The sequence below is a fragment of the Ottowia sp. oral taxon 894 genome (assembly GCF_001262075.1).
GTDB classification, from domain to species: Bacteria; Pseudomonadota; Gammaproteobacteria; order Burkholderiales; family Burkholderiaceae_C; genus Ottowia; species Ottowia massiliensis.
Window position 1 is genome coordinate 1,669,889 of record NZ_CP012073.1, and the last position, 26,888, is coordinate 1,696,776.

The following is a 26,888-nucleotide window of genomic DNA, read 5'->3' on the forward strand; positions in this document are numbered from 1 at the left end:
GCACGGTCACCGATAACAGCAAAGGCAACGCCTCTGGCGTGCGCTGCGTATCGAGCCGGATATGCTGCTGGATTTTCGCAATTTGCCGTTTGACGACGGCACATTTGTTCATGTTGTTTTTGACCCGCCGCATCTGATTTCTGCCGGGCCTAAAAGCTGGCTGGCGGCAAAATATGGCAGGCTGGACGGTGACTGGCAACAAGATATCCGGCAAGGTTTTTCCGAGTGCTGGCGCGTTTTATGCCCCGGCGGCACACTGGTGTTTAAGTGGAACGAAACGCAAGTCAAATTGCGCGAAGTTTTGCAACTCGCGCCGCAATTGCCGCATTATGGGCACACATCAGGCAACAAAGGCTTGACGCATTGGCAAGTGTTTATCAAGGATGTGGCGCAATGACGTTGCCCTTCGATTACGCCCGCTGCGCCGGGCATATGCAAACGCGCACCGATAGATTTTTGAATCTCCACATCGGGCAAGCCGAATGCCTCAATTGCAGACGGCGCGAACCGGGGCGGCCGGATAATCAGGTAATGATAATGCCGCCGAAATTTATCAATGGGAAATGCCCGTCGCGGATTGGGCAGAATTGGGAAAAGGAAGGAAGATTATGACAAGCAAGAAAAATGAGCAGCCACGGATTGACGTGCAGGAATACATTCGCGGCCCGTGGCTGTGCGCTGAAATCTCGGCCGATGGACGGCAGGCTGGCTACGCCATCATCAATAATGAAGGCAGCCTGTGCAGGGGTGAATGCATCGCAGTAGTCGCAAGCCGCGCCAGAAACAATGCGGCCAAGGCTGTGCTGATAGGAGCCGCGCCGAAACTGTTGGATGCTCTGGACGAGATTTTGAGGTGCGACGAAGCCGCAACGCAGGCAGCAATTGAGAGCCTGAAAAGAGAAGAAGGTGACTGGACGCCGGAGCAGGACGCGCTGGATGAAGCCATCTTGAATGCGGGGAAACTGGTCAGCAGCCTCAAGGCCGAAATCGGGCGTGCAGCGGATGTTAAACAGGATGGGGGAAGAAAGGAAGGAAATGACTGAAGCGCAAATGGTTGCGGCTTTGCGGGCAAAAGGGTATTTGATACGCGAGCCAGAATTAATACAGATTGGAGATGTGCGTGTACCGAAGCCGCTTATGGAGCCTCCGCCACTTGGGACACGTTACTGGTTCCTTGACATACACAGAAAAGGTCTGGCGGATCATTCCCAATGGTCCGGGGGCGATCTTGATAACAGGAACCTGAAACGTGGCCTTGTCCACTTGATAGAGCGTGCAGCTTTGGAGCATGCAAAAGCCTTGATTAAGGTATCAGGAGGAACGTGGGAATAAGCCGGACTACGTGCAGTTCGTTCAGGTTTTATTACGTTTTTGCGACCTGCTCTAGTTTGTCGCTGAGGCGCTGGAGCCAATGCCTGCGCTCCGCGTCATATGAGTGCAGGTTGTAGATGCCCTCAACGCCTGGGCGCATGTGGCCGAGAACGCTTTCGGCGACGTCGGCCGGGCAGCCCATGCTGGCCAGCAAGGTGCGGACGGTGCGCCGCAATATGTGAGGCGTCCAGCCAACAACCGGCAGGCGCGGGCGTTGCTCTTGCGGCCGGAGCTGGCAGCCGGGCATGTGAAACCAGACGGCGACGCCGACCACTTTTTGATCGGAATGAGTGATGCGCCCGTCTTTTGTGCTGGCAGGAAAAAGCCAGCCGGATGGCGGGGCGGTGCGCATGCGGCGCTGAACGACATCCAGCGCCCGCCCTGCCAACGGCACGCGCTGGGCCGTGGCGTTTTTGTGGCGTGCATTTTTGGTTTTTACTTTTGGAATCGTCCACCACCATCCGTCATTTTCTTGCGTGATTTCGGCGGCTTGCATGGCAACGATTTCTGCGCCGCGTGTGCCTGTCCATAAATACATGGTCAGAATATCAGCGATCAGGGGCGAAAAATTGGGCAGCCAATTAATCAGTGCGCCAATTTCGGCCTCGCTGAGCACGCGGGCGGCGCGGTCTTGGTGCCCTTGTTTCGTGAGGGTGCCTTTGCTGCGCAGGCGCGTTCGCATGACGAGCCGCCACCAGTTGACGGCGGAATCCGGCAGGCGGCCCGCATCAGCGGCGTAATCCCATGCCGCCGCCAGCTCGCGGCGGAGCATGTTGGCTTGCACGGGCGTGCTGGACAGCTTTTCCAGCAACTCGAATGCAGCGGCGCGGGGCAATGCGCTGGCAGTCTGGAGGGCGATAGTGCCGAGATGCCGGCTGAATAGCCGAGCGATCTCCGCCGCGCCTTTGGCTTTGCGCCGCTGGCGAATGTGCCCCTGCAAGTAGTCGGAGACCAAATGTTCGACCGTGTAGATATCGACGCGAGCTGGTTGTTTGGACTGCCGCTGGGCGCGAGCGGTGCGTTTGACCAGCGCCGGATCGACGCCCGCCTCACGCTCACCGCGCAGGCGCTCCCACTCGCCCGCCGCCGCTGCGAGCGACATGGCTGGCCAGTGCCCCAGCGCGACCTGGCGCATGCGGCCATCTATAGGGGACTTGTATCTGTACGTCCATGTCCGATGCGTGCGAGTGGCCACCAGCCGCAAGCCTGGGCAACCATCCACAATCAGCCGCTGCCCAGGCAGCAGGCTCTTTGCTGTGCGTGCGTCGATCTTCATGCGCCTCTCCGCTCTGGCGGCGTAGGTTTTGCAAGATGCCTTAAAAACTTACGCCAAATTAGCAAGTGTAGGCAAGATTAGGCGCGCGCAAAAAAGCTGATGCAGGAATGAGATTGTGGAAAGATGCCCAGCCAAATCAATCAGTTAGCGAAAAAATCAGTCGAAAATCACCGGCTTACGGATGCTGAAATAAGTAGCCACACGCCGATGATGCAGCAGTATCTGCGCCTGAAAAAAGACTATCCGGACACGCTGCTGTTCTATCGCATGGGCGACTTTTACGAGATGTTCTATGGCGATGCGGAAAAGGCGGCGCAGCTGCTGGACATCACGCTGACCACGCGCGGGCAATCGGCGGGGCAGCCCATTCCGATGGCGGGGGTGCCGTTTCATTCGGTGGAGAGCTATCTGGCGCGGCTCATCCGGCTGGGCGAGGCGGTGGCCATTTGCGAGCAGGTGGGCGAAGCAGGCGCGGCAGGCGCCGGCAAGGGGCCGGTGGAGCGCAAGGTGGTTCGCGTGGTCACGCCCGGCACGCTGACGGACAGCACGCTGATGGCGGAAAAAAGCGAGTCCATGCTGCTGGCCGTGCATTTCGGCCCGCGCCAGCAGTGCGGGCTGGCCTGGCTGGCGGTCACGCAAGGGCAGTTGAACCTGGCCGAGTGCGCGGCGGATGACTTGCCCGCCTGGCTGGCCCGCATTGCGCCCAGCGAAGTGCTGGTTTCGGCCGGTCTCACCGCCGCGCAGCAGCAGCGGCTGGAAGCGGCTTTGCAAACCGCCCTGCAAACGGCCCAGCCGGCCGCGCCCGTCACGCGCCGCCCCGAGTGGCAGTTTGACGCCGCCCTGGGCGCGGCCCGCTTGCAAGAGCAGTTGCAGGCCGCCAGCCTGGCCGCCTGGGGCGCGCAGGGCTGCGCGCTGGCCCACGCCGCCAGCGCCGCGCTGCTGGCTTACGCCGAGCACACGCAAGGCCACGCGCTCACCCATGTGCGCAGCCTGCAAGTGGCGCGCGCGGGCGATTTGATCGATCTGCCCGCCGTCACGCGCCGCAATCTGGAGCTGGTGCAAACCTTGCGCGGCGAAGACGCGCCCACGCTGTTTTCGCTGCTGGACACCTGCCAGACCGGCATGGGCAGCCGCCTGCTCAAAACCTGGCTGCTGGCGCCGCAGCGCGACCGCGCCGCCGCCAGCGGCCGCCACGCCGCCATTGCCGCGCTGCTGGCCCCGCAAGGTGACGCGGCCCCGCTGTGGCAGCGCTTGCGCGCCCTGCTCAAAGGCACGGGCGATGTTGAGCGCGTCACGGCCCGCATCGCCCTGGCGCAAGTGCGCCCGCGCGAGCTGGCCGCCTTGCGGCAGGCGCTGCAAAAAAGCGAGCTGCCCGCCCTGGCCGCACAAGCGCAGGCGGCGCTTTTGGCGCAGCTGGCGCAAGACCTGGCCCCGCCCGCCGAGTGCCTGCAAGCGCTGCAATCGGCCATTGCCCAGGAGCCGGCCGCCCTGGTGCGCGACGGCGGCGTGATCGCCCCCGGCCACGATGCCATGCTGGATGAGCTGCGCGCCATTGCCAGCAACTGCGACGCCTTTTTGCTGGAGATGGAAACGCGCGAGCGCCAGCGCACCGGCATTGCCAATTTGCGCGTGCAGTTCAACAAAGTGCATGGCTTTTACATTGAAGTCACGCAAGGCCAGGCCGCCAAAGTGCCCGCCGACTACCGCCGCCGCCAGACGCTGAAAAACGCCGAGCGCTTCATTACCCCCGAACTCAAGGCGTTTGAAGACCGCGCCCTGTCGGCGCAAGAGCGCGCGCTGGCCCGCGAAAAATGGCTGTTTGACGAGCTGCTGCGCCGCTTGCAGCCGCACATTCCCGCCCTCACGCGCTTTGCCCGCGCGCTGGCCGCGCTGGACGCGCTGGCCGCCCTGGCCGAGCGCGCCCACACGCTGGAGTGGCGCAGGCCCGAATTCACGCGCGAGCCGGGCATTGACATCACCGCAGGCCGCCACCCCGTCGTGCAGGCGCGCCTGCAAGAAAGCGGCCAGGGCGCTTTCATTGCCAACAGCACGCACCTGGGGCCGCGCCAGCGCCTGCAAATCATCACCGGCCCCAACATGGGCGGCAAAAGCACCTACATGCGGCAAGTGGCCCTCATCACCTTGCTGGCCAGCATGGGCAGCTACGTGCCCGCCGAAAGCTGCCGCCTGGGGCCGGTGGATGCCATTCACACCCGCATCGGCGCGGCCGACGATTTGGCCAACGCCCAGTCCACCTTCATGCTGGAGATGACCGAAGCGGCGCAAATCCTGCGCAGCGCCACGCCGCAGTCGCTGGTGCTCATGGACGAAATCGGGCGCGGCACCAGCACGTATGACGGCCTGTCGCTGGCCACCGCCATTGCCGCCTGGCTGCACGGCAAGGCCCAGTGCCTCACCCTCTTTGCCACCCACTACTTTGAACTCACCGAGCTGCCCGCCGCCTGCCACGCCGCCATCAACGTGCACGTCAGCGCCGCAGAAACCGGCGAAGGCGGCGCCATCGCCTTCCTGCACGAAATCCAGCCCGGCCCCGCCAGCCGCAGCTACGGCATCCAGGTCGCCCGCCTGGCCGGCGTGCCCGCCGCCGTGGTGAACCACGCCCGCCACATGCTCGCCAAGCTGGAAACCGCCGCCGCCAGCCAGCAGGCCCAGCCCGACCTTTTCGCGCCCCTGCCAGAGCCTGACCCCGCGCCCGCCGCCGAACCGGCCCCGCCCAGCGAACTGCAAGCCGCCCTGGCCGCCCTCGAACCCGACGAACTCAGCCCCCGGCAGGCGCTGGAGGCGCTCTACCAGCTCAAAAAACTGGCCTGAATTCGCTATCGTTTGAATAGTGGTAGCGCCCGTATCCAGGGCGCTCTGGCGGTTTTCAGGCCCGTTTTTTTGCTCCTGTTCTGTGGAGCGGCTCTTCGTCTGGCTGAGCAAGGACGAGGAGGCCGGCATGGTTTTGCTCAAGCGTGGCCCAGATTGCCCGTGGTTTGATTTGGCAAGAGGCTTTCAGAACCTTTTCTGAGTCTGACCGTAGGGCAAAAGCCTGGCTTGGGATGGCCGCAAGGCTCAAACCGCAGACGGGTTTGAGTTCCAGCAAGGCATTTGCAACGCCGCAGAGCGCCTTCAGGCCGCGCCTTTTGCCCTCACGGGCAAGCCGTGAACAGGCTCTCGGCCACTCAAGTGCCAGCCTGGGCGGCTGGGATATGCATGCGGAGTGCTTGAAAGAGGAGCAAAAAACAGGTGCCCAAAAAGCCGCCTTGCGCCCGTTCTACTAGGACCTCATGCTACAAATCAAGGAGCGAAAACAATCCTTCGCTCCCAAGCCCTGCATCACGCCTTCAGATAGTCCATGCGCGCGCCCAGCCAGCGCTGCACGTGCTGCCCGGCCAGGGCGGGGTAGCGCGCCAGCATTTGCGGCGCGGCCTGGCGCGCCCATTCGATGAGCGGCTCGTCTTGCTGCAAATCGGCAAAGCGCAGCAGGGCCGCGCCGCTTTGGCGCTCGCCCAGAAATTCGCCGGGGCCGCGCAGCGCCAGATCGCGCCGGGCGATTTCAAAGCCGTCGTGCGTTTCCAGCATGGCCTTCAGGCGCTCGCGGGCCACTTCGCCCAGGCGGCCGCCCTCGGGCACTTCGTAGAGCAGCACGCAGGCGCTGGCGGCGCTGCCCCGGCCCACGCGGCCGCGCAGCTGGTGCAGCTGGCTCAGGCCAAAGCGCTCGGCGTGCTCGATGACCATGAGGCTGGCATTGGGCACGTCCACGCCCACTTCAATCACGGTGGTGCTCACCAGCGCGGCCATCTGGCCGCTGGCAAAGGCGTCCATCACCGCTTTTTTGTCGGCAGCGGGCATGCGCGAGTGCAGCAGGCCCACGTTCAGGCCGGGCAGGGCGGCGGCCAGCTCGGCGTGGGTTTGCGTGGCGCTTTGCAAGTCCAGCGCCTCGCTTTCCTCGATCAGCGGGCACACCCAGTAAGCCTGCGCGCCGCGCCGCAGCTGCTGGTGCAGGCGCTCGATGACTTCGCCGCGCCGGTGGCTGGCAATCAGCTTGGTGAGCACTGGCGTGCGCCCGGGCGGCAGCTCGTCCAGCGTGGACACGTCCAGATCGGCGTAGCAGCTCATGGCCAGCGTGCGCGGAATGGGCGTGGCGCTCATCATCAGCAAATGCGGCTCCTGCCCGGCCAGCTTTTGCCGCAAGGCCAGGCGCTGCGCCACGCCAAAGCGGTGCTGCTCGTCAATCACGGCCAGCCCCAGCCGCGCGAAGTTCACCTGCTGCTGGATGACGGCGTGCGTGCCCACCACCAGCGCCGCCTCGCCCGATTCAATGGCCTGCAAGGCGGCGGCGCGCTCTTTTTTCTTCTGGCTGCCCGTCAGCCACGCCACGCGCTGGCCGCGCGCTTGCAGCAGGGGCGCAAGCCACTGCGTGAGCTTGTCAAAGTGCTGGCTGGCCAGAATTTCCGTGGGCGCCATCAGGGCGCACTGCCAGCCCGAGTCCATCGCCATGCAAGCGGCCAGCGCGGCCACCACCGTTTTGCCCGCGCCCACATCGCCTTGCAGCAGGCGGTGCATGGGCTGGGGGCGGGCCAGATCGCGCGCAATTTCTTCACTCACGCGGCGCTGCGCCGCCGTCAGCGCAAAAGGCAGCGCCGCCAGCAGCTTTTCATGCAGTCCGCCTGGGCGCACATGCAGCGCGGGCGCGGCCAGCGCCGCGCGCTCTTGCCGCGCGCGCCACTGCGACAGCTGCTGGGCCAGCAGCTCCTCGGCCTTCAGGCGCAGCCAGGCCGGATGCACGCGCTCTTGCAAAGCGGCCAGCGGCGTATCGGGCGGCGGCTGGTGCAAAAAAAACAGCGCCTCGCGCAACGTGGGCGGCGGGCTTTGCGGAGGCACGCCCGCTGCGCCCTTCAGCCCCGCGAACATGCCCGCCGCCAGATCGGGCGGCACGGTCTCGCCCAGCTGCCCGCTGGCATCGGCGCGCGCCAGGCCCGACTGCACCGCCTTGCGCAAATACGCCTGCGCCAGCGCGGCCGTGGCCGGATACACGGGCGTGAGCCGCTCAGGCAGCGGCGCACCGGCCGCGCGCACGGCCGGATGCAGCATCACCGGCCCCGCCAGCCCGCTGCGCAACTGCCCGCGCACCCGCAGCCGCGCGCCCACGGCCATCTGCTTCATCAGCGAGGGGTAGAAGTTGAAAAAGCGCAGCAGGCACGTGCCGCTGCCGTCATCCAGCGTGACCAGCAGCTGCCGCCGCCCGCCGGCCGCCACTTCCTGATGGCGCACCACGCCCTCGATCTGCACCTCATCGCCCTCGCGCGCATCGCGCAAGCGGGTGATGTGCGTTTCATCCTCATAGCGCAGCGGCAAATGCAGCGCCAAATCCATATCGCGCACCAGCCCCAGCTTGCGCAGCGCCTTTTGCGGCGCAGACAAGGCCCTGACCGCTTTCTTTGCGGCGGCATCCGGCGGCGGGAGTGAAGAGGGTGCTGCGGGCATGGAAGAATTTTGCCCTTCGGGGTTTGGACGCCATGGCATCCCAACCCCGCCTTTCGTGAATGACAACAGCCGCCAGCCAAGCGCCGACTGACATGACTTGCCCCCGCACCTACGCCACCAGCGATTTCGACTTTGACCTGCCGCCGCAGCTGATTGCCCAGCACCCGGCGGCCACGCGCAGCGCTTCGCGCCTGCTGGACGGCACGGGCGCAGCGCCCGCTGACCGGCGCTTTGCCGATTTGCCCGGCCTGCTGCGCGAGGGCGACTTGCTGGTGCTCAACGACACGCAAGTGGTCAAGGCGCGCCTGTTTGGCGAAAAGCCCAGCGGCGGCAAGCTGGAGCTGCTGGTCGAGCGCGTGCTGGCCGACGGCACGGTGGCCGCGCACATGCGCGCGAGCAAAAAGCCGCCCGTGGGCGCGCGGCTGCGCATGGCTGGCGGCACGGAGCAAGGCGGCTTCGAGGCCGAGCTGCTGGGGCGCTGGCCGCAGGCGGACGGCGCGCTGTTTCACTTGCGCTTTTCGGGCGACGCCTACGCGCTGATGGCCGCGCACGGACACGTGCCGCTGCCGCCTTACATCACGCATGCCGATGGCGCGGAAGATGAGGCGCGCTATCAGACGGTGTTTGCCGCGCGCCCCGGCGCGGTGGCCGCGCCCACGGCTTCGCTGCACTTTGACGAAGCCGTTTTGCAGGCGCTGGCCGCGCGCGGCGTGCAGCGCGCCTTCGTCACCCTGCACGTGGGCGCGGGCACCTTCCAGCCGGTGAAAACCGAGCGCCTGAGCGAGCACCAGATGCACGCCGAGCGCTACGACGTGCCCGCCGCCACGCAAGAGGCCATTGCCGCCTGCCGCGCGCGCGGCGGCCGCGTGGTGGCGGCGGGCACCACCAGCGTGCGCAGCCTGGAAGCGTGGGCGGCCACGGGGCAGGCAAGGGGCGACACGCGCATCTTCATCACGCCGGGCTTTCGCTTTCAGGTGGCGGACATGCTCCTGACCAATTTCCACCTGCCGCGCAGCACGCTCATGATGCTGGTGAGCGCCTTCGCAGGCCACGCGCACGTGATGGCGCTGTACCGCCACGCCATTGCGCAGCGCTACCGCTTTTTCAGCTATGGCGACGCCATGCTGCTGGCGCGGCAGGCGTGAGGGGCGGCTCCGCGCCCTGCGCCCGTCCCTGGAAGACGACGGCCCCGGCATGAGCGCCGCCCAGCCCGAAGCAGCCGCTCGAAGGCTTGATCTGAAGCAAAAACAGGAGCAGATACAGGGGCAATAAATGCCGCTCTGCGCAATCTCCACTAGGACGTCATGCTATGAATAGAGGAGCTGACGATTGCCATGACCCGGGCCGTTCATTGCCTTTCGTCGATTTGCGCGTCTTTGGGCCATTGGATGGTGTGTTCGGCGCTGAAGCTGGCCGTGGCGCCAGCAGCCAGGCTTTGCTGCCAGAGGATGAGGCCGGGCTGTTTGAGAAAGGCGGTGTCAGCGGGCTTGGGCGTGTAGGCCGATTGCACGGTGATGCGCTCGTTTTTGGAAACGGGCGCGGCGTCAATCACTTGCAGCTCAATGGGTGTTTTGCGGCGGTTTTGCACGCTGAAGGCGCGGCGGGTTTTGCGCTCGCCCTTGCTGCCCATGAAACCGGCGGTGCCGCTCCTGTCCTGCGCCGCTTCGGCCTTGACGCTGACTTGCTCGTCAGGCCCGAATGAGAGGGCGATGGGCGCGGGCTGGGAAAAGTCGAGCCGTCCGCTGCCGACCAGCGCGCCGTCGCGCGTGAGCTGCATGGGGCCGGCGGGCCATATGCCGTCGGGCGGGGTGATTTCGGCAATGAGGTAGGCGGCTTCTTCCACCGCCGGAGCGGCGCGGGTGATGAGCCGCGCGGGCACAGTGACGCTGCCCAGCGTGAGGGTGACGCGCTCGCCGCTGGCGGGCACGGTGATGCGTTGCGGCGCCCTGAATTCGGTGGCGTAGGCGCGATCCGTGGTTTCCACTTCAAAGCGGGGCATTTCGGGGGCGCTGTCGGCTTCTTCAGCGCTGGCTTCCTGGGACATCACGGCAGGGGCCGCTGCGATGGAGTAGGACCGGTCGCTGAAGCTGGCGCTGCGGGCGCGCTCAAGTTCGGGCTGGCTGATGTCCAGCGTCCAGGGGCGGGGCAGTTCGGCCTGCGTGGCGCGGCCGGGCTGGCCGGTGGAAAGGGTCAGGGCCACGTCTTGCCAGTCTTCTCCGGTGTCTTGCGCCACGAGGGCCAGGCGTTCCAGCTTCACGCCGGGGCCTGCGGGATCGAGCGCGGCGCGGTAGCCCGGCTGCCAGCCGGGGCCGCGCACCTGGTAGCTCAGGCGCACCTCGCCCGCTTTTTCGGCGGCCAGGGTCACGGTGACGGTGGTCACGCGGCTGCCGCCCAGACGGCGGCTTTCGGCCAGCAGGGGCTTGAGCTGGCGCTGCAAGTCTTCCTTGCGGCGATCCAGTTGCAGGGCGCGCAGGGCGTTGTCCTGCCCGCTTTTGCGCAGGGCTTCCGCCGTGGCGGTGATGGCGCTGGCGTTGGTGGCCGTGGCGCGCTCGCCGCCGTCTGGCGCGGCCTGCACGGCTTTGATGACGGCTTTGAGGTATTCGGCGCTCAAGTCCAGCGCTTCTTTTTCCGCATCAGCGGCGGCGATCTTGTCCTGCAACTCGCGAATGCGTTCCTGTAGCGGACTGGCGCAGGCCGCTGCCTGCTCGCGCGGCAGGGTTTGCACGCTGATTTCACCCACGCGCACGGCCGCGCTGGCGCTGGCTGTCAGGCTTTGTTCATCCAGCTTGGCGGGCAGGCATTCAAACACCACGCGGCGCGCGCCAGCGGCCACGGGCGCGGCGCGCTCCACAACCGCTGCGCCCGGATAGACCGTGACGCGGGTGATGCGCGAAGCCGCGCTTTCAGGCGCGGCAGCTGCGGCAGGCAGGCTGGCGGCCAGGCTGGCCAGGGCCGCAAGGGCGGGAAAACGCAACAAGCGCATGGGCATGAGCGGGCCTTTCATGAGCGGGGTAAAAGCGAAGCGGAAATGCTAGCAGCGCCCTGGCTGGCACTGGATAATTCGCGGCTTTGCCCATTCCAGAGTTGCGCCATGAGCCTCCAGATTCGAAACGACCCATTCACCCAGCGCCTGCAGCAAATCGGCCAGTGGATTGCGCAAGGGCTGTTGCAGCCAGCCGCGCAGGCGCTCACTGAGGCGCAGGCGCAGCATCCGAAGGACGTGCGGGTGGCTTTGATGGGCGTGCGCCTGGCGCAGCAGGCGGGCAATCTGGCGGGCGCCGTGCAGGCCGCGCGCCGCGCCGTGGCGCTGGAGCCGGGCTGGTTTGTGGCCGTCACCGAGCTGGCCCTGCAACTGGCCGCCCAAGGGCAATTCAGCGAAGCCATGGAACACGCCCGCCACGCCGTGGCGCTGGCGCCGAAAGAGCCGCGCGTGCTGCACTCCGCCGCCAACGTGGCCCAAGGGGCTGGCGATGGGAAGCAGGCGCTGACCTGGGCGCGAACGGCGTTGCAGTTTGACCCGCAAAACCACCCGCTTCGGCTGGATTACGCTGGCATGCTGTACCGCGATCGGCAATACAAGCAGGCGCAAGACGAATTCAACCGGGTGCTGCAAGCTCAGCCCGGCAACGAAACCGCGCTGAGAAACCTGCTGACTTGCGCCTTGCAACTGGGCGACCAGAGCGAAGCCCAGCGCCTGGCTGACGTGCTCATCATCCGCAGCCCCGATGATGAGCAGGTGCGCTACTGGCATGCCGTGGCACACGGCCAGACGCCGGCAACGCAGCCCGAAGCCTCGGTGACAGGCTTGTTTGACGACTACGCACAGCGCTTTGACCTGCACCTGGTGGGCGGCCTGAAATACCGCGCGCCCGAGCGCGTGGCGCAAATCTTGCTGGCGCTGCGGCCCGACCGGCGCTTCAACGTGCTGGACCTGGGCTGCGGCACGGGCCTGCTGGGCGTGTACCTGGGCCGCCTGCACGGCCACCTGATTGGTGTGGACCTGTCCGAGAAGATGATTGAACAGGCCGCCCGCCACGGCGTTTATTCGCGCTTTCACCACGTGAACATTCTGGATGCGCTGCGCGACACGCCGGCCGACCACTACGAAGTCATCACCTGTCTGGATGCGCTGGTTTACGTGGGCGATCTGGCCCCCGTCATTCCCAACGCCTTCCGCATTCTCAAAGCAGGCGGGCATTTCATCTTCACCTGCGAAGCCGCCAGCGAAGGCGAAGCCGATCTCGTGCTGCGCCCGGACAGCAACCGCTATGCGCACAAGGCCAGCGCCGTGGAGCGCCAGTGCCGCGAAGCGGGCTTTGACGAAGTGCAGTTTGAACACCTGGAAAGCCTGCGCAATGAAGGCGGCAAGGCCCTGCCGGGCTTCATCGTCATCGCCCGCAAGCCCCTGGCCGCGCCGGCCGACGCCCCCGCTGCCGCGTAAAGCCGCCATGCTGCAATTCGAGCTGCTGACGCAAGACCCGGCCAGCCACGCCCGCCGCGCACGCCTTGTGCTGCGCCACGGCGTGGTGCAAACCCCCGTGTTCATGCCCGTGGGCACCTACGGCACCGTCAAAGGCGTGATGCCGCGCAGCCTGCATGAAATGGGCGCGCAAATCATCTTGGGCAACACCTTTCACCTGTGGATGCGGCCCGGGCTGGACGTGCTGCAAGGCTTTGGCGGCCTGCATGGTTTTGAGAACTGGCACAAGCCCATCCTCACCGACAGCGGCGGCTTTCAGGTCTGGAGCCTGGGCGAGATGCGCAAGATCAGCGAAGAAGGCGTGAAGTTCGCCAGCCCCGTCAATGGCGACCGGCTGTTTCTCACGCCCGAGGTCAGCATGCAGATTCAAACCGTGCTGAACAGCGACATCGTCATGCAGTTCGATGAATGCACGCCATACGAAACCAAAGGCCACGTCACCACCGAGCGCGAAGCGCGCGCCAGCATGGAGCTTTCCCTGCGCTGGGCCAGGCGCTGCCAGGCCGAGTTTGCGCGGCTGCAAAACCCCAACGCGCTCTTTGGCATCGTGCAAGGCGGCATGTTCGAGCACCTGCGGCAAGAGTCGCTCGAGGCCCTGGTGGCCATGGACTTTCCCGGCTACGCCGTGGGCGGCGTGAGCGTGGGCGAGCCGAAAGAAGACATGCAGCGCATCACCGCCCACACCCCGCATCGCCTGCCTGCGCACAAGCCGCGCTACCTCATGGGCGTGGGCACGCCCGAAGATCTGGTGTTCGGCGTGCAGCAGGGCGTGGACATGTTCGACTGCGTCATGCCCACGCGCAACGCGCGCAACGGCCACTATTTCACCCGCTTTGGCGACTTGAAAATCCGCAATGCCCGCCACAAGGCCGATCCGCGCCCCATCGACGAAACCTGCACCTGCCACGCCTGCGCGGGCAGCAGCGGCGTGCCCTGGGCCGAAGGCGGACGCGAAGGCTTTTCGCGCGCCTACCTGCACCACCTGGACCGCTGCGGCGAAATGCTCGGCCCCATGCTGGCCACCGTGCACAACCTGCACTACTACCTGAACCTGATGGCCGAAATGCGCGCCGCGCTTGACGCAGGCGCCTTCGGCGAGTTCGTGCGGCGCTTTCACGAAGACCGTGCGCGCGGGGTTTGAGAGCCTGTTCAGCGTCTGGCACCTGCAATGCCCGCTCTCGTATCCGCTGCGCTGGCGTAAGAAAGGCGTGGCGGAGCAAGCATGACTGGCCGGTTATTCAGCTCCTGTATCCATAGCATGATGTCCTAGTGGAAGCTGCGCAAGACGGTATTTCAGACCCTCTGAATTTGCTCCTGTTTTTGATCTTGTCTGATGGACGGAGCGGCCCGTTTTTTCAGCGCATCTCAAACAGCTCCTGATGAAAGCGCCCGGCAGGCAGGCCGGCGGCCGTCAGCTCGCGTTGCAGCGCCTGGCCGAAGGCCGTGGGGCCGCAGAACCACACGCTGGCGGCGGTCCATTCGGGTGCGCGCTCGCGCAGGCGCTGGGCGGTCAGGCGGCCTTCGCTTTGGCTGGCGATGACGTGCAGCGTCACGCCCGCGCGGGCGGCCAGGGCCTGAAGCTCGCCGGTGAAAGCGGCATCGGGCTGCTGCGCGCAATAGAACAGGCGGATGTTTTGCGCGCCTTTTGCATCGCCTGCATCGCCTGCACTGCCCGCAGCATCACCTGCATTACGCAGCCGCGCCAGGTGTTCCATGCGCGCCATGAAAGGGGTGATGCCGATGCCCGCGCCCACCCAGATTTGCGCGCTCGCGCCGTCTTCAAACGTGAAGCAGCCATACGGCCCCTCCAGCATGGCGCGCTGCCCCGGGCGCAGCCACTCGTGCAGGCGGCTGGTGTAGTCGCCCAGCGCCTTGACGAGAAAGGTGATTTCGCGCCGCTGCCCGTCCCACGCCGAGGCGATGGTGTACGGATGCGCCCCTTCGGCGCGGCTGAAAGAAACAAAGGCGAATTGCCCCGGCGCGTGCCCCGCCCAGCCTGGCGGCACAGCCAGCCGCATGCGCAGCGTCTGCATGGGCGCCAGCCAGTCGGCGGCCTGCACCGTGGCCTGCACCCGGCGCTTTGCGCCCACGCGGCCAGCCAGCACCATCAGCGCCGCCACGCTGCCAGCGAGCATCAGCGCCGCCTCCACCCAGCCCACCGGCTGCGCCCAATAGGCAAAGCGCGTGCGAATCACCGAGTGATACACCAGCGCCAGATACGCCACCGCCAGCAACGTGTGCGTTTTGGCAAACCAGCGGTAGGGAAAGCGCTTGATGAGCGCCAGCACGATGAGCGCCGCGCCGCCGTAAAAGGCCCATTCGCCCAGCGTATCGGCCAGCCCTTTCTGGCTGTTGAACCACAGCTGAACCGGATCGGTCACCTTCGGGCGCGGCCCGCGCTCGGGGCGCACCAGCCAGCCCCAGCCCACCATCCACTTGGTGCCCAGCGCCAGCCACCAGTGCGCCACCGAAGCGGCCAGCGCCGCAATGCCCAGCCACTTGTGCAGGCGGTAGGACTTGTCCAGCCCGTCCAGCCAGCGCTCGGCCCAGGCCGGGCGCGCGGCCAGCACGAGGATGACGCTCATCGCCCCAATGGCCAGCACCCCCGTCCACTGCACGGCCACCGAGCGGAAGGTGAAGTAGTGAAACGGCTGCGGCCACAGCGTATCGGCCAGCAGCCACAGGCCCGTCAGGCCCAGCAAAACGGCCCAAAGGGCGATGCGGATGTTTTTCATGGCGGGAAAAAAGAGAAAGGCCGCCGCAGAAGGCCGCCTGGGCAAAGCCCGGAAAGGCGCGGATTCTCGCGGCTTCCCGTCAAGCGCAGGTAAAGCTCGGGCGCAGCGCCACCACTGGGCGGAGCATCCGCAGCAGCGGCTGCAATGGCATCAAAAAAAGGAGCTAATCAAAGGGCCTTAAATAACCGGCTGCGCAATATCCACTAGGACATCATGCTATGGATAGAGGAGCGAAATGAAGGCAAAAGCCCCAAGCTGCACGCGCAGCCTCACACGTGCAGCGGCAGCCAGCCTGCGCGCGCGGCCAGCGCCACAGCCAGCAAGGTGCAGGCAGCGGCCACCAGGTCATCCAGCATGATGCCCAGCGCGCCCAGCCAGCCGCCCCGGTCATGAAAGAGCTGATCGGCCCAGCGCACGGGGCCGGGCTTGGCAGCGTCAAACAAGCGGAACAGCGCGAAGGCCACGGCTTGGGAGGCCCAGCCCCAGGCCGCAGGAATGAGCCAGAGCACCAGCCAGAAAGCGGCCACTTCATCCCACACGATGGCGCGCGGATCAGGCTGGCCCAGCTTGCGCGCCGTCACCGCGCAGGCCCACCATCCCAGCGGCAGCGCCGCTGCTGCCAGCGCCCCTTGCGCGGGCGCTGGCAGCCAGGGCGCGATCAGCCAGGCCCAAACGCCCCAGGCCCACAGCGTGCCTGCCGTGCCCGCTGCCACGGGCGCAAGCCCGGAGCCAAAGCCCAGGGCGATGCAGTGCGCCGGATGCCGCAAAAAGCGCCAGCCGGGGCGGGCGGCGGGCGGGGGCGCATTGCCTGCTTCGCGTGCGCTTTCGCGCCTGCGCGCCAGCTCGCGCAGGCGATCCAGTTGTTCCAATCGTTGTGGCGGCTCGGCGTTGCGGTCAGGCTCGGTCATGGCAGGGGGCGGAGAAGGGGCTTGCTATCAAAAACCATCGTTAAAAGGTTCAGCAGAGACTGCGCAGGCGGGTGTTCATGACCTCTCTGATTGGCTCATCTTGTGAGTGCAGCCTGGCTTGTCTTTCAGGGGGCGGGCGTTGCCGCAGGCACGTCAAACACCGCGTAGGCGAATGGCATGGCGCGGGGAAAGGCCCAGCCGTGGCGCTGCGCGGTCAGCATGCGCGGCGCGGCGGGCTGGCCGCGCGCGGCCAGCCAGGCTTGCGCTTGCGCCACGCATTGGGTGGCTGGCACGGCGGCAGGCTGCGGAGCCTGTGAAAGCGGCCCCAGCGGGCAAAGCAGCAGGCCATCGAGGCTTTGCCAGGGGCCAGGCCAGGTCAGGCGCGCGGGCAGGCTGTCAGGCAGGCCGGGCACGGTGTGCAGATTGGGCTGTGCGTAAAAGGCGAGCATGGCGTTTTCCGCCCATTCGCCGCCTGCCCAGTGCAGGGTCTGGCCAGGATGGCGGGCCTGCCAGTCCTGCACGATGGCTTGCGCCGCTTCTCGCGAAGGGCGGTAGTAGTCGGCCTGCCCCGTGATCGCCCTGAAGGCGGCCACGCCCAGCGCCAGCGCCAGCGCCACGGCCAGCGCGGGCCACCAGGCGCGTTGCAGGCGCGCCAGCGCCGTGTTCAGCGCCGCCGCGTCCAGCGCGCGCAAATTGCGCAGCCATAGCAGCGAAAAGGCATAGCCGATGGGTATGGCCCAGGGGATGGACAGCTCCGCCACGCCCGCCACGCCAAAGCCCAATGTGAGCGCCCAGGGGGCGAAAGCCAGCCAGAACAGCGTGTCGCCCCAGCCTTGCGGGCGCCAGCTTTGCCAGGCCGCGCGGACTGCCGCGCGCCGCCAGCCGCCGGCCTCGCGCCGCCCGGCTGCGGCGTGCGCCAGGCACAGCGCAAGCCAGGCGGGCAGCCAGTACAGCAGGGGCGAGAGCGCGAAGCGCAGCACGTGACGCCATACCGTCTGGCCGCCGTTCTGGTCGGCCGCGTAGGCCAGCGTGGCCCAGCCGTGTTGCGCCACCCAGTCCAGATGCGGCCACAGCGCCAGCGCGAACACGGCCAGCGCCAGCCAGGGCCGGGGCGTGAGCAGCCAGCGCCGCCCCTGCGGGTGCAAAAAAACAGGCGCCAGCAGGCCCGCCAGGAAGACGCCGCTGTAGTACTTGCCCAGCATGCAGGCGGCTGCCAGCAGGCCCAGCAAGACGCTGGCGCAGCCGCCGCGCCAGCCGCTGGCGCGCCAGCTGGCCAGCAGCAGCGCCGCCGTCCACGGCCACAACGGCAAAAGCTGGCTGTTGGCGTTGAACTTGCCCGCCAGCGTGGTGTAGGGAAAGCTCCATAGCAGCAGCAGCGCCCCCCATTGCGCCAGCGTTCCCAGCCCCAGGCGGCGGCCCAGCGCCGCCACTCCGGCCAGCGCCACCCAGACATTGGCGTACGAAAGCAGGCGGTAAGCCCAGTCCGTTTGAGGAAACACCGCGAACCACGCGCCCACCACCCAGGCAAATAGCGGCGGATGCTTGTGCGTGCCCCAGCGGAAAGATTGCGACCAGGCGTAGTTCTCCAGCATGTCGAACTGGCTGTCCAGATTGCCATTGGCCACGGTGGACATCCATGCCCAGAGCAGGCACGCCAGCGCCGCCATTTGCCACCACGCCTGGCGCGGCGCGGCGGGCTGGCTGCCAGAAAAAGCTGAATCAACGGAAGGCGCAAGGGGCGGCATGGGCGGGCAGGCGAAAGCGGGAGGCTGGGCAAAGACGGCGATTGTGGCGATGAACCGGCCTGGCCAGGCCCCGCCGTCCGGCCTGGCCGCAGGAGGCGGTGCCATAATGCGCGGCTGCACATACACAAGGCAAACGGGTCACGGCCCGGCGGTGCCACTCATGCCCGCCCATGGCCGCTGGCCTCAAGTCCTGACGCGGCCCCACAAGGGCTGGCAAGGGGCACCCAAGGTTTTTCTCGACTGAAATTTCCGAAAGGTTGATCACGATGGACTCATGCACGTCTGACACGTCCGAGCGCGCGCCGCAGGAGCTGCGCGGTTCGGAAATTCTCATCAAGGCCTTGCAGGCCGAAGGCGTCAGGCAGATTTTTGGCTACCCGGGCGGCGCGGTTTTGCACATTTATGACGCGCTGTTCCAGCAAGACAGCATCCAACACATCCTCACGCGCCATGAGCAGGCCGCCGTGCACGCGGCTGACGGCTACGCGCGCGCCACGGGCGAGGTGGGCGTGGCGCTGGTGACATCCGGCCCCGGCCTGACCAATGCCATCACGGGCATTGCCACGGCTTACATGGATTCGATTCCGCTGGTGGTCATCAGCGGGCAGGTGCCGCTGCCGCTCATTGGGCAAGACGCCTTCCAGGAGTGCGACGCCGTGGGCGTGACGCGGCCCGTGGTCAAGCACAACTTTCTGGTCAAGGATGTGCGGCAGATGGCCGAGGTGATGAAAAAAGCCTTCCACATCGCCCGCACAGGCCGCCCCGGCCCGGTGCTGGTGGACATTCCGAAAGACGTTTCCTTCAACAAAACGCTCTGGACGGGCTACCCCGAGTCCGTTTCGATGCGCTCCTACAACCCCGTGCGCAAGGGCCACGCGGGGCAAATCCGCAAGGCGCTGCAACTGCTTTTGTCGGCCAGGCGGGCGCTGATTTACGTGGGCGGCGGCGTGCTGCTGGGCAATGCCTGCCAGCAGCTGCGCGAGCTGGAAGACTTGCTCAATGTGCCCGTGACCGCCACGCTGATGGGGCTGGGCGCGTTCCCCAGCACCGACCGGCGCTTTGTGGGCATGGTGGGCATGCACGGCACGCTGGAGGCCAACCACGCCATGCAGCATTGCGATGTGCTGCTGGCCGTGGGCGCGCGCTTTGACGACCGCGTGATCGGCAACGTCAAACACTTCGCGCAGCAAGAGCGCAAGATCATCCACATTGACGTGGACCCTTCCAGCATTGCCAAGCGCGTCAAGACCGACGTGCCCATCGTGGGCGACGCCAGGGAAGTGCTCTCGGAGCTGATTGCCATGCTGCGCGAAAACCCGGCCCGGCCCGACGCGGCCGCGCTGGACGCCTGGTGGAAGCAAATCGAGCAGTGGCGCAGCCGCGACTGCCTGCAATACGACCGCGCCAATACCGAAGTCATCAAGCCCCAGCACGTGGTCGAGACGCTGTGGAACATGACGCGCGGCGCCGACGCCTACATCACCAGCGACGTGGGCCAGCACCAGATGTGGGCGGCGCAGTTCTACAAATTCGACGAGCCCCGGCGCTGGATCAACTCCGGCGGCGCGGGCACGATGGGCGTGGGCCTGCCCTTTGCCGTGGGCATCAAGATCGCCCGGCCCGACAGCGAAGTGTTTTGCATCACCGGCGAAGGCTCCATCCAGATGAACATCCAGGAGCTGGCCACCTGCAAGCACTACGACGCGCACGTGAAAATCATTGCCCTGAACAACCGCTACCTGGGCATGGTGCGCCAGTGGCAGCAAATTGAATACAGCAGCCGCTACAGCCACACCTACATGGACGCGCTGCCCGATTTCGTGAAGCTGGCCGAAGCCTACGGCCACGTGGGCATGCTCATCGAGCGCCCGCAAGACGTGGAGCCTGCCTTGCGCGAAGCGCGCAAGCTGCGCGACCGCACCGTCTTTCTCGACATCCGCACCGACCCCACGGAAAACGTCTTTCCCATGGTGCGCGCAGGGCGCGGCATCACGGAAATGATGCTGAGAACGGACGCGGCCTGAAGCTGCGGCCTGCCAGCCTGCGGCGCGGCCTTGCCAGACGCGCGCAGGCCATGACCCACAAGCCAGCGGCGCGCCAGCGCAAGGCGCTTCGGCCAGCGCCGGCGGCCTTCAGAGGAACCAGACACCATGAAACACATCATCGCCGTTCTCATTGAAAACGAAGCCGGGGCGCTCTCGCGCGTGGTCGGCCTCTTTTCCGCGCGGGGCTACAACATCGAATCGCTCATCGTCGCGCCCACGGAAGACGCCAGCCTCTCGCGCATGACCATCGAAACACGCGGCTCCAACGACGTGATCGAGCAAATCACCAAGCACCTGAACCGCCTGATCGAAGTGGTGAAAGTGATTGACCTGACCGAAGGCGGCTACATCGAGCGCGAGCACATGATGGTCAAGGTGCGCGCCATCGGCAAGGAGCGCGAAGAGATGAAGCGCATGGCCGACATCTTCCGGGGCCGCATCATCGACGTGACCGACAAGAGCTACACCATCGAACTCACGGGCAACCAGTCCAAGAACGACGCCTTTTTGAACGCCATTGAGCGCAGCGCCATTCTGGAAACCGTGCGCACCGGCGCCAGCGGCATCGGGCGCGGCGAGCGCGTTTTGCGGGTGTGAAGGCCCGCCATGAATCAAGAAAATCACAAACCAATCCCACGGCCGGTTTTTCATCAACCTGGAGATTAAAAATGCGGGATATTCTCGATTTCAAAGTCATGGTTACGCCGCTGATTGCCAAAGGCGTTTATCTGCTGTTGTCGGCCTTCGTCATTGTTTTGTCCCTTATTCAGATGTTCAAAGGCAGCTTTTGGAATGGCATTGTCATGCTGTGCCTGGGGCTGCTTGTCGTGCGCATATTCTTTGAATGGCTGATTCTGTTTTTCAGAATGCACGAAGCCCTGCAATCCATCGACCGCAAGCTGGGCGGCCAGCCCCAGCCGCCAGCCGCGCCATGAAAAGGCGGCAAAACGCCATGAGCGGAAAACCGGCGGCAGAAAATGCCGTTTCATGACGGGATTTCCCGTGAAAATCAATCCATTCAAACCAGGAGAAAATCCATGAAAGTGTTTTATGACAAAGACTGCGACCTGAGCCTGATCAAGGGCAAAACGGTGGCCATCATCGGCTACGGCAGCCAGGGCCACGCGCACGCGCAGAACCTGCACGAAAGCGGCGTGAACGTGGTGGTCGGCCTGCGCAAGGGCGGCGCAAGCTGGCCCAAGGCCGAGCGCGAGGGCCTGAAAGTGGCCGAAGTGGCCGAAGCCGTCCGCCAGGCGGACGTGGTCATGATCCTGCTGCCCGACGAGCACATCGCCAAGGTGTACCGCGAAGAAGTGGAGCCCCACATCCGCCAGGGCGCTTCGCTGGTTTTCGCGCACGGCTTCAACGTGCATTACGGCCAGGTGGCGCCCCGCGCCGATCTGGACGTGTGGATGGTCGCCCCCAAGGCCCCCGGCCACACCGTGCGCAGCACCTACAAGCAAGGCGGCGGCGTGCCGCACCTGATTGCCGTGCACCAAAACCCCAGCGGCAAGGCGCGTGATCTGGCCCTGTCCTACGCCATGGCCAATGGCGGCGGCAAGGCCGGCATCATCGAAACGAGCTTCCGCGAAGAAACCGAAACCGACCTGTTCGGCGAGCAGGCCGTGCTGTGCGGCGGCGCGGTGGAGCTGATCAAGGCCGGCTTTGAAACGCTGGTGGAAGCAGGCTACGCCCCGGAAATGGCCTACTTCGAGTGCCTGCACGAACTCAAGCTCATCGTGGACCTGATTTATGAAGGCGGCATCGCCAACATGAACTACTCCATCAGCAACAACGCCGAATACGGCGAATACGTCACCGGCCCGCGCGTTGTCACCGAAGCCACCAAGGCCGCCATGCGCCAGGCGCTCAAAGACATCCAGACCGGCGAATACGCCAAGAGCTTCATTCTCGAAAACCAGGCGGGCGCGCCCACGCTGCAAAGCCGCCGCCGCCTCAATGCCGAGCACCCCATCGAAATCGTGGGCGAGCAGCTGCGCGCCATGATGCCCTGGATCAAGGCCAACAAGCTGGTGGACAAGTCCCGCAATTAAGGACTTTTTTGCGGGCTTTTTCCCGGCTCCGCCCCACACCCAAAGCTGCCTGCGGGCAGCTTTTTTTGCGCCCGCAGAAAAGGAAAGGGCGCGCGCGGGCAGGGTTTCCCCACGGCATGGCATCACGCGCCTTGCGGGCCAGGCCCGCTGCTGGCCTTTGCCGCAGCCCGTTTGCCATGCGGCCCGGCAGCGCCTGCCGGGGCCACAATGGGCGCATTCAATCCATTCATGGAAAACGAGGAGAGCTGCCATGCACCTTCTGCACTTCAATATGGCCGCCGTCAGCATCTGCTGCCTTTTGCTGCTGGGCGGCTTTTCATACCGCCAGAGCAAGCCGGGCGTCTGGGCCATGCTGGTTGGCGCGCTGGGCCTGCTGGCGGTCATGGCCATCAATATCTACGCAACGCTGGGGTATGGCAACTGGCGGATGTGAGCGCCTGCCCGGACTTGCCCAAATACATCAAAAAGAAGAGCGAATTTAAGGGCTGGAAACACCATTTCGCGCAATATCTACTAGGACATTGTGCTATGGATAACAGAGCAAAAGATACTGCTGAAGCAGGACGCAGCCCATTCAGCCTTGCCCATGCTGATTCGCGGATATCTCTCCGCGCCGTGCAGCCATCTCAGTTCCCGGGCCTTTGCTCCTTGCGGCCCGGCTCTGAACAGCTTCTTACTTCACCAGCCAGCTTTTGATGCGGCTTTGCCAGTGCGGCGGCACGGCGCGCGCCAGGCTGGAGAGCACGGGCAGGCTGCGCAGCCAGGCGAGCAGGCGCAGGGCGGCGCTGCGGGGGCCGCTGGCCTGGCCGGTGGCGGGCAGGTGGGCTTCGAGCACGGCGCGGTCGGGGCCGCCGGGGCGGGGCTGGACGGCGGGCAGGCGGGCCAGGTAGTCGGTGAGATACCAGTCCACGGGGCGCTCGGGCGCGGGCGGGATGTGGTGCGTGGCTTCTTTGGGCTGCGCGGCGGCGCAAGGCTGCGGGGCCTGGCCGGTGAGCCAGTGGCGCTGGCGGATGTCTTCAAAGAAGGCCAGCCACTGGGCGGGGGTTTGGTCCCAGGGCTGCACCCAGGTCCAGCCGCGCCCTTGCAGCCGTTCGGCGAACGCGCCCAAGTCAGGCGCGACGACGGGCCAGCCGCCCTGCAGGCAGGCGCTCAAGGTGTAGCTGTAGGTTTCGGGCCACTGGGCGGGGAACCAGACGAGGTCGGGCGCCAGCCAGTCGAGCAGCGCGGGCAGGTCGGCTTCTTCGTAGCGGCCATAGACGGTGAGGTGGGTGCGCGGGCGCGCGCGCAGGGTGCGGTAGCCGTAGCCGATGAGGTGGAATTCGACGGGCGCGCCGCTTTTGCGGGCGGCGGCGGCCACGTCTTCCAGCACGTCGGCGCCCTTGATGGCGCTGAGCGCGCCGATCACGGCCACTTTGAGCGGGCGGCCGCCTTGCAGCGGCTTGGGGTGCGGCGCGGGCAGGGGGCGGGCGGGGTCGATGTCGGTGTGCGGCACGTGGCGCAGGGGGGCGCCGGGCAGGTAGCGGGCCAGGCGCTGGAGCACGTCGCGCCCCGGCCCGATGAGGTAGCGCGCCTGGTTGGCAAAAGCGATGTGGTTTTGCCGCCAGGCGGCCAGCGCGGCGGGGCTGCCGCCGGGCGGGCCGTCTTCGCCGCAGTAGCGGCCGTCGGGGCCGGTGAGGGTGATTTCGGGGCAGATGAGGTAGAAGTCGTGCGCGGTGAAGTCGTAGCCCACGCCCAGGCGCAGCGGCAGCCGGCGCACTTCGTCGCCGTGGCCCAGCAGGTGGTGGAAGTGGATGTGGCACACGCCGAACTGGCGCAGCACGTCCAGCAGCAGCGGGTATTCGCTTTGCAAGGAAAAGACCAGCTCGAAGCCTTCATCCGGATCGGGCAGGCGCAGGCTCACGCGCTGGCCGGGCAGGGGGCGCAGCACGATGAACTGGGCGCGCTCGCGCAAGGCGGCGGCCAGCTCGTGCACGTGGCGCTCGGTGCCGCCCTGGCGGTCGTGCAGCACGGCAAGGATGACGGGGCGCGGCTGGCCCTCCTGGTTGGGCGCGAGGATGCGGGCCACGTCCACGGCCATGCGCGCGGGGCGGGCCGGGTCGGCCTGCACGAAGCGCAGCACATCGCCCTCGTAGCGCGGGTGCAGGCGGCGCAGGGTTTGCATGGCGGCGCGCTCGCGCGGGCTTTTGGCCTCGCCAAAGCTCACGCCGCCAAAGTGGCGCACGAAGGTGTCGAGCGCGTGCAGGTTGCGCCAGCCCGCCTGGGCGGCGCGGATGCAGAAGTCGTTTTCTTCGCCATAGCCTTTGCCGAAGTGCTCTTCGTCAAACAGGCCCACGGCCTGCAAGGCGGCGCGGCGGATGTACATGCAAAAGCCTACGCCAGTGGGCACGTCCACGGCCTGGCCGGCGTTGGCGCGGGCAAAGAGGGCGTCCAGCCGCGCGGTGTCGTAGCCGGCGGGCAGCTCGTTGTCTTTGCAAAACTGCGGGTAGCTGCAAATGGTGGCGTTGTTGGAAAAGGGCGTGACGGTGGCCACGCGCTGGTCGCCATAGGCGGCGGCGCGGATGCGGTCGAGCCAGTCGCCAGCCACTTCGGCGTCGCTGTTGAGCAGGAGCACGTCATGCGCATCAGACAGGGCCATGCCGCGATTGACGGTGCCCACAAAGCCCAGGTTCTGTTCGTTTTCCAGCAGGGTGATGCGCGGCTCGCTGGCGGCCTTGGCGCGCAGCCATTCGGCCAGCTCCGGCTCCGGGCTGGCGTCGTTGATGACGATGAGCCGCCAGGCTGTTTTGCAGCCGCTGGCCAGCACCGATTCGATGCAGCGGCGCGTGTCTTGCAGCCCGCGATAGACGGGGACGATGATGTCCACGGGCGCATCAGGCGGGGTCAGGGGTTGGGGCGCGGGGGCGGGCTTGGGGCGGGCCGAGCCGATGCCCAGCAGGCGGTCGATGGACATCTTGGCGTGGACGATGGGGCGCGTGGCGCGAAAGACGGTGGAGTTTTCAATGTCGCGCAGCAGGCGGCGGGCGTCATCGTTTTCGCGGGTGAGAACGCTGGCGCGCTCCAGCAGGGTTTTGCCCTGCTCGCGCAGGCTGTCGTTTTGCTGCTCCAGCGCGGCCACCTGGCGGGCCAGCTCGCGCCCTTGCGCCTCGGCGGCGTGCAGGGCGCTGGCGCGCTCGTGCATCTGGCGCTCCCATTCGGCGTGGTCTGCCTGGTGCGCGGCGCGCTCGCTTTCGGTTTGCTCGCGGGCATCGGCAATTTCACGCTGGGCCGCGCCAGCCAGCGCCAGCCAGTCGGCGGACATGGGCCAGCCTGCTTGCACTTCCAACGCGCCGCCCGCAGCCAGCGCCAGCGCGTCTGGCGGGATGGGCAGCTCCATCCACGGGTCGTCATCCAGCAGCAGCGCCACCAGCGCGCCTTGCGGCGTGGCGGGCGGCTGCAAGGCCATGCCGCTGCGTTTGGCTTGCAGCAGGGGCAGGGTGTTGCGGCTATCCCATTGCCAGAGCGGCTCGCCTGAAGCGCTGCGCAAGGTGATGGCGTGCAGGTAGAAAAAACCGGGGCGGTCGGCGGGGTCGAACTTCAGGCCCGTGGGCGGCTCGCCCGCAGGCAGCTCAAAGCGCAGGGTTTGCTGCGGCTGGCCCATCACGCCTGCTGCGCGCAGCTTGTGCTCTTCGGCAAAGCCGCCGCCGGGCTGGCCCAGATACAGCTCGCTGCTGAACAGCGCTTGCGCGGGCAGCAGCGGCTCTGCCGGGGGCGGCTCCACGCGCTCGCCCGGCGCGGCGGCGCGCGCCACGACGATGAACTGGTAGGTCAGCGCGTCGGGCAGCGCCAGCAGGTGCCGCGCCACGGGGGCGGGCAGGGCGTCAAAGGCCGCGCGAAATTCTGATTCGGGCAGCGTGCGCTGGATGGTTTCCAGACTGTCGATGGCCCAGCCGTTTTCGGCCAGAAAGCGCGTGAGGGCGCGGCGGGTGAAAAAGCGCAGGTGCGTTTCATCCAGCAAGCCTTCGGGGCGGTAGCGGAATTCGCCCGCCATCAGCTCCGCAATCAGGCCGCAGTAGCCAGCGTTGGGAATGGAGATGAGCACGCGCCCGCTCTCGGCCAGCAGGCGGCGGGCGCTGGCCAGCACCTGCTCCGGGTGGCGGGTGTGCTCCAGCACGTCGGCGCAGACGATGGCGTCGTACTGGCTGCCGGCGAACAGGGCGGCGAGGTCGGCGCTGTCCAGGTTGGCCACTTCCACGCGGCGGTAGTCGGGAGCGGCCAGGGCGGCTTCTTCGGTGTTGAGCGTGAGGCCGTCAATCACCGCGCCATCGCCGCGCCGCGTGAGAAAGCGGCCCACGGCGCCGCTGCCGCAGCCCAGGTCCAGCACGCGCGCGCCGGGCGGAATGTGGGCGCTCAAAACGGAAAGGGAGGTGCGCTCGCTGCCGTGAATCTCGCGGTCATACACGTGCAGGGCGGAAGAGGGCATGGTCATGGGCTGGCATTCAGCAAGGAAAGGAGCGGCGCGCGCCTGAAAGGCCAGGCGTTCGCGCTCGCTTGATCAGGCAAGAGCCTGGGTTGTGGCCGCCTTTGCGATTAAAACAGTAGCAAATTCAGGGCATCCAAAAACAGGATTGTCGCTTTATCTGCAGGGATGGGTTGCTACCAATCAAGGAGCAAAAATTTCTCTTTCCTGTGGCCCGCTCGCATGTGTGGATGGGCAAGAGCGAACCGGCGCCGGAAACCCGGAAAAACGCCCCTGCGGAGAGGGGCGGCAAAGGGGGAGGCAAGAGGGCGTCCAGATGGCGGCGAAT

19 protein-coding genes are annotated in these 26,888 nt (G+C 66.3%); 12 read left to right on the forward strand and 7 right to left on the reverse strand.

From position 1 onward, the window contains the following. Positions 1–61 precede the first annotated feature (61 nt). The 3 genes from ADJ79_RS07265 (at position 62) to ADJ79_RS14230 (ending at position 1,332) form a co-directional block, all read left to right on the forward strand. The gene (locus ADJ79_RS07265; protein WP_253273799.1) at positions 62–397 is read left to right on the forward strand and encodes a class I SAM-dependent methyltransferase; all 336 of its coding nucleotides are present in this window, start codon (positions 62–64) and stop codon (positions 395–397) included. 211 nt (positions 398–608) lie between these two features. Beyond that, a complete protein-coding gene (locus tag ADJ79_RS07270; protein ID WP_156304080.1) occupies positions 609–1,043 on the forward strand; it encodes a hypothetical protein in 435 nt (144 codons plus the stop codon). Further along, positions 1,036–1,332, forward strand: coding sequence for a hypothetical protein (locus ADJ79_RS14230; protein WP_156304081.1), 297 nt, complete (start codon positions 1,036–1,038; stop codon positions 1,330–1,332). Before ADJ79_RS07270 ends, ADJ79_RS14230 begins: the two co-directional genes overlap by 8 nt. Before the next feature lie 31 nt (positions 1,333–1,363). Here the strand turns inward: ADJ79_RS14230 and ADJ79_RS07280 are convergent, their stop codons facing one another. Beyond that, positions 1,364–2,647, reverse strand: a complete 1,284-nt coding sequence (locus ADJ79_RS07280; RefSeq protein ID WP_050715412.1) for an integrase family protein — start codon at positions 2,645–2,647, stop codon at positions 1,364–1,366. A gap of 207 nt (positions 2,648–2,854) precedes the next feature. Between ADJ79_RS07280 and mutS the strand changes: the two genes are divergently transcribed. Beyond that, the gene (gene mutS / locus ADJ79_RS07285; protein ID WP_082203179.1) at positions 2,855–5,479 is read left to right on the forward strand and encodes a DNA mismatch repair protein MutS; all 2,625 of its coding nucleotides are present in this window, start codon (positions 2,855–2,857) and stop codon (positions 5,477–5,479) included. 507 nt (positions 5,480–5,986) lie between these two features. Here the strand turns inward: mutS and recG are convergent. Continuing rightward, the gene (gene recG / locus ADJ79_RS07290; RefSeq protein WP_050715414.1) at positions 5,987–8,137 is read right to left on the reverse strand and encodes an ATP-dependent DNA helicase RecG; all 2,151 of its coding nucleotides are present in this window, start codon (positions 8,135–8,137) and stop codon (positions 5,987–5,989) included. 92 nt (positions 8,138–8,229) lie between these two features. Between recG and queA the strand changes: the two genes are divergently transcribed. After that, positions 8,230–9,282 carry a tRNA preQ1(34) S-adenosylmethionine ribosyltransferase-isomerase QueA gene (gene queA, locus ADJ79_RS07295; RefSeq protein ID WP_050716487.1) on the forward strand — a complete coding sequence of 351 codons (1,053 nt, stop codon included), beginning with the start codon at positions 8,230–8,232 and terminating at the stop codon, positions 9,280–9,282. 203 nt (positions 9,283–9,485) lie between these two features. On the opposite strand, the gene ADJ79_RS07300 is transcribed toward queA, so the two are convergent. Beyond that, a complete protein-coding gene (locus ADJ79_RS07300) occupies positions 9,486–11,141 on the reverse strand; it encodes a DUF4139 domain-containing protein (protein ID WP_082203181.1) in 1,656 nt (551 codons plus the stop codon). 87 nt (positions 11,142–11,228) lie between these two features. On the opposite strand from ADJ79_RS07300, the gene ADJ79_RS07305 reads away from it, so the two are divergent. Then, positions 11,229–12,578 carry a methyltransferase domain-containing protein gene (locus tag ADJ79_RS07305; protein WP_050715415.1) on the forward strand — a complete coding sequence of 450 codons (1,350 nt, stop codon included), beginning with the start codon at positions 11,229–11,231 and terminating at the stop codon, positions 12,576–12,578. A 7-nt stretch (positions 12,579–12,585) separates the two neighbouring features. Next, entirely contained in the window at positions 12,586–13,758 is a 1,173-nt protein-coding gene (gene tgt, locus ADJ79_RS07310) for a tRNA guanosine(34) transglycosylase Tgt (RefSeq protein WP_050715416.1), read from the forward strand. Between the two features lie 214 nt (positions 13,759–13,972). On the opposite strand, the gene ADJ79_RS07315 is transcribed toward tgt, so the two are convergent. From ADJ79_RS07315 to ADJ79_RS07325, 3 genes are all read right to left on the reverse strand, one after another. Continuing rightward, positions 13,973–15,352, reverse strand: coding sequence for a ferric reductase-like transmembrane domain-containing protein (locus ADJ79_RS07315; RefSeq protein ID WP_050716489.1), 1,380 nt, complete (start codon positions 15,350–15,352; stop codon positions 13,973–13,975). A 269-nt stretch (positions 15,353–15,621) separates the two neighbouring features. Then, a complete protein-coding gene (locus tag ADJ79_RS07320; protein WP_082203182.1) occupies positions 15,622–16,260 on the reverse strand; it encodes a phosphatidylglycerophosphatase A in 639 nt (212 codons plus the stop codon). Between the two features lie 125 nt (positions 16,261–16,385). Then, the gene (locus ADJ79_RS07325; protein ID WP_050715417.1) at positions 16,386–18,005 is read right to left on the reverse strand and encodes a glycosyltransferase family 39 protein; all 1,620 of its coding nucleotides are present in this window, start codon (positions 18,003–18,005) and stop codon (positions 16,386–16,388) included. Between the two features lie 266 nt (positions 18,006–18,271). Between ADJ79_RS07325 and ADJ79_RS07330 the strand changes: the two genes are divergently transcribed. The 5 genes from ADJ79_RS07330 (at position 18,272) to ADJ79_RS07350 (ending at position 22,537) form a co-directional block, all read left to right on the forward strand. Further along, positions 18,272–20,029 (forward strand): acetolactate synthase 3 catalytic subunit, encoded by a 1,758-nt coding sequence (locus tag ADJ79_RS07330; RefSeq protein WP_050715418.1) that lies wholly within the window; start codon positions 18,272–18,274, stop codon positions 20,027–20,029. Between the two features lie 126 nt (positions 20,030–20,155). Continuing rightward, positions 20,156–20,647, forward strand: a complete 492-nt coding sequence (gene ilvN, locus ADJ79_RS07335) for an acetolactate synthase small subunit (RefSeq protein WP_050715419.1) — start codon at positions 20,156–20,158, stop codon at positions 20,645–20,647. 98 nt (positions 20,648–20,745) lie between these two features. After that, positions 20,746–20,985, forward strand: a complete 240-nt coding sequence (locus ADJ79_RS15700) for a hypothetical protein (protein WP_371256949.1) — start codon at positions 20,746–20,748, stop codon at positions 20,983–20,985. A gap of 102 nt (positions 20,986–21,087) precedes the next feature. After that, the gene (ilvC, locus tag ADJ79_RS07345; RefSeq protein WP_050715421.1) at positions 21,088–22,104 is read left to right on the forward strand and encodes a ketol-acid reductoisomerase; all 1,017 of its coding nucleotides are present in this window, start codon (positions 21,088–21,090) and stop codon (positions 22,102–22,104) included. A 250-nt stretch (positions 22,105–22,354) separates the two neighbouring features. Next, entirely contained in the window at positions 22,355–22,537 is a 183-nt protein-coding gene (locus ADJ79_RS07350) for a hypothetical protein (protein WP_050715422.1), read from the forward strand. 240 nt (positions 22,538–22,777) lie between these two features. Here the strand turns inward: ADJ79_RS07350 and ADJ79_RS07355 are convergent, their stop codons facing one another. Next, positions 22,778–26,569, reverse strand: coding sequence for a methyltransferase domain-containing protein (locus ADJ79_RS07355; protein WP_050715423.1), 3,792 nt, complete (start codon positions 26,567–26,569; stop codon positions 22,778–22,780). Between the last annotated feature and the right edge of the window lie 319 nt (positions 26,570–26,888).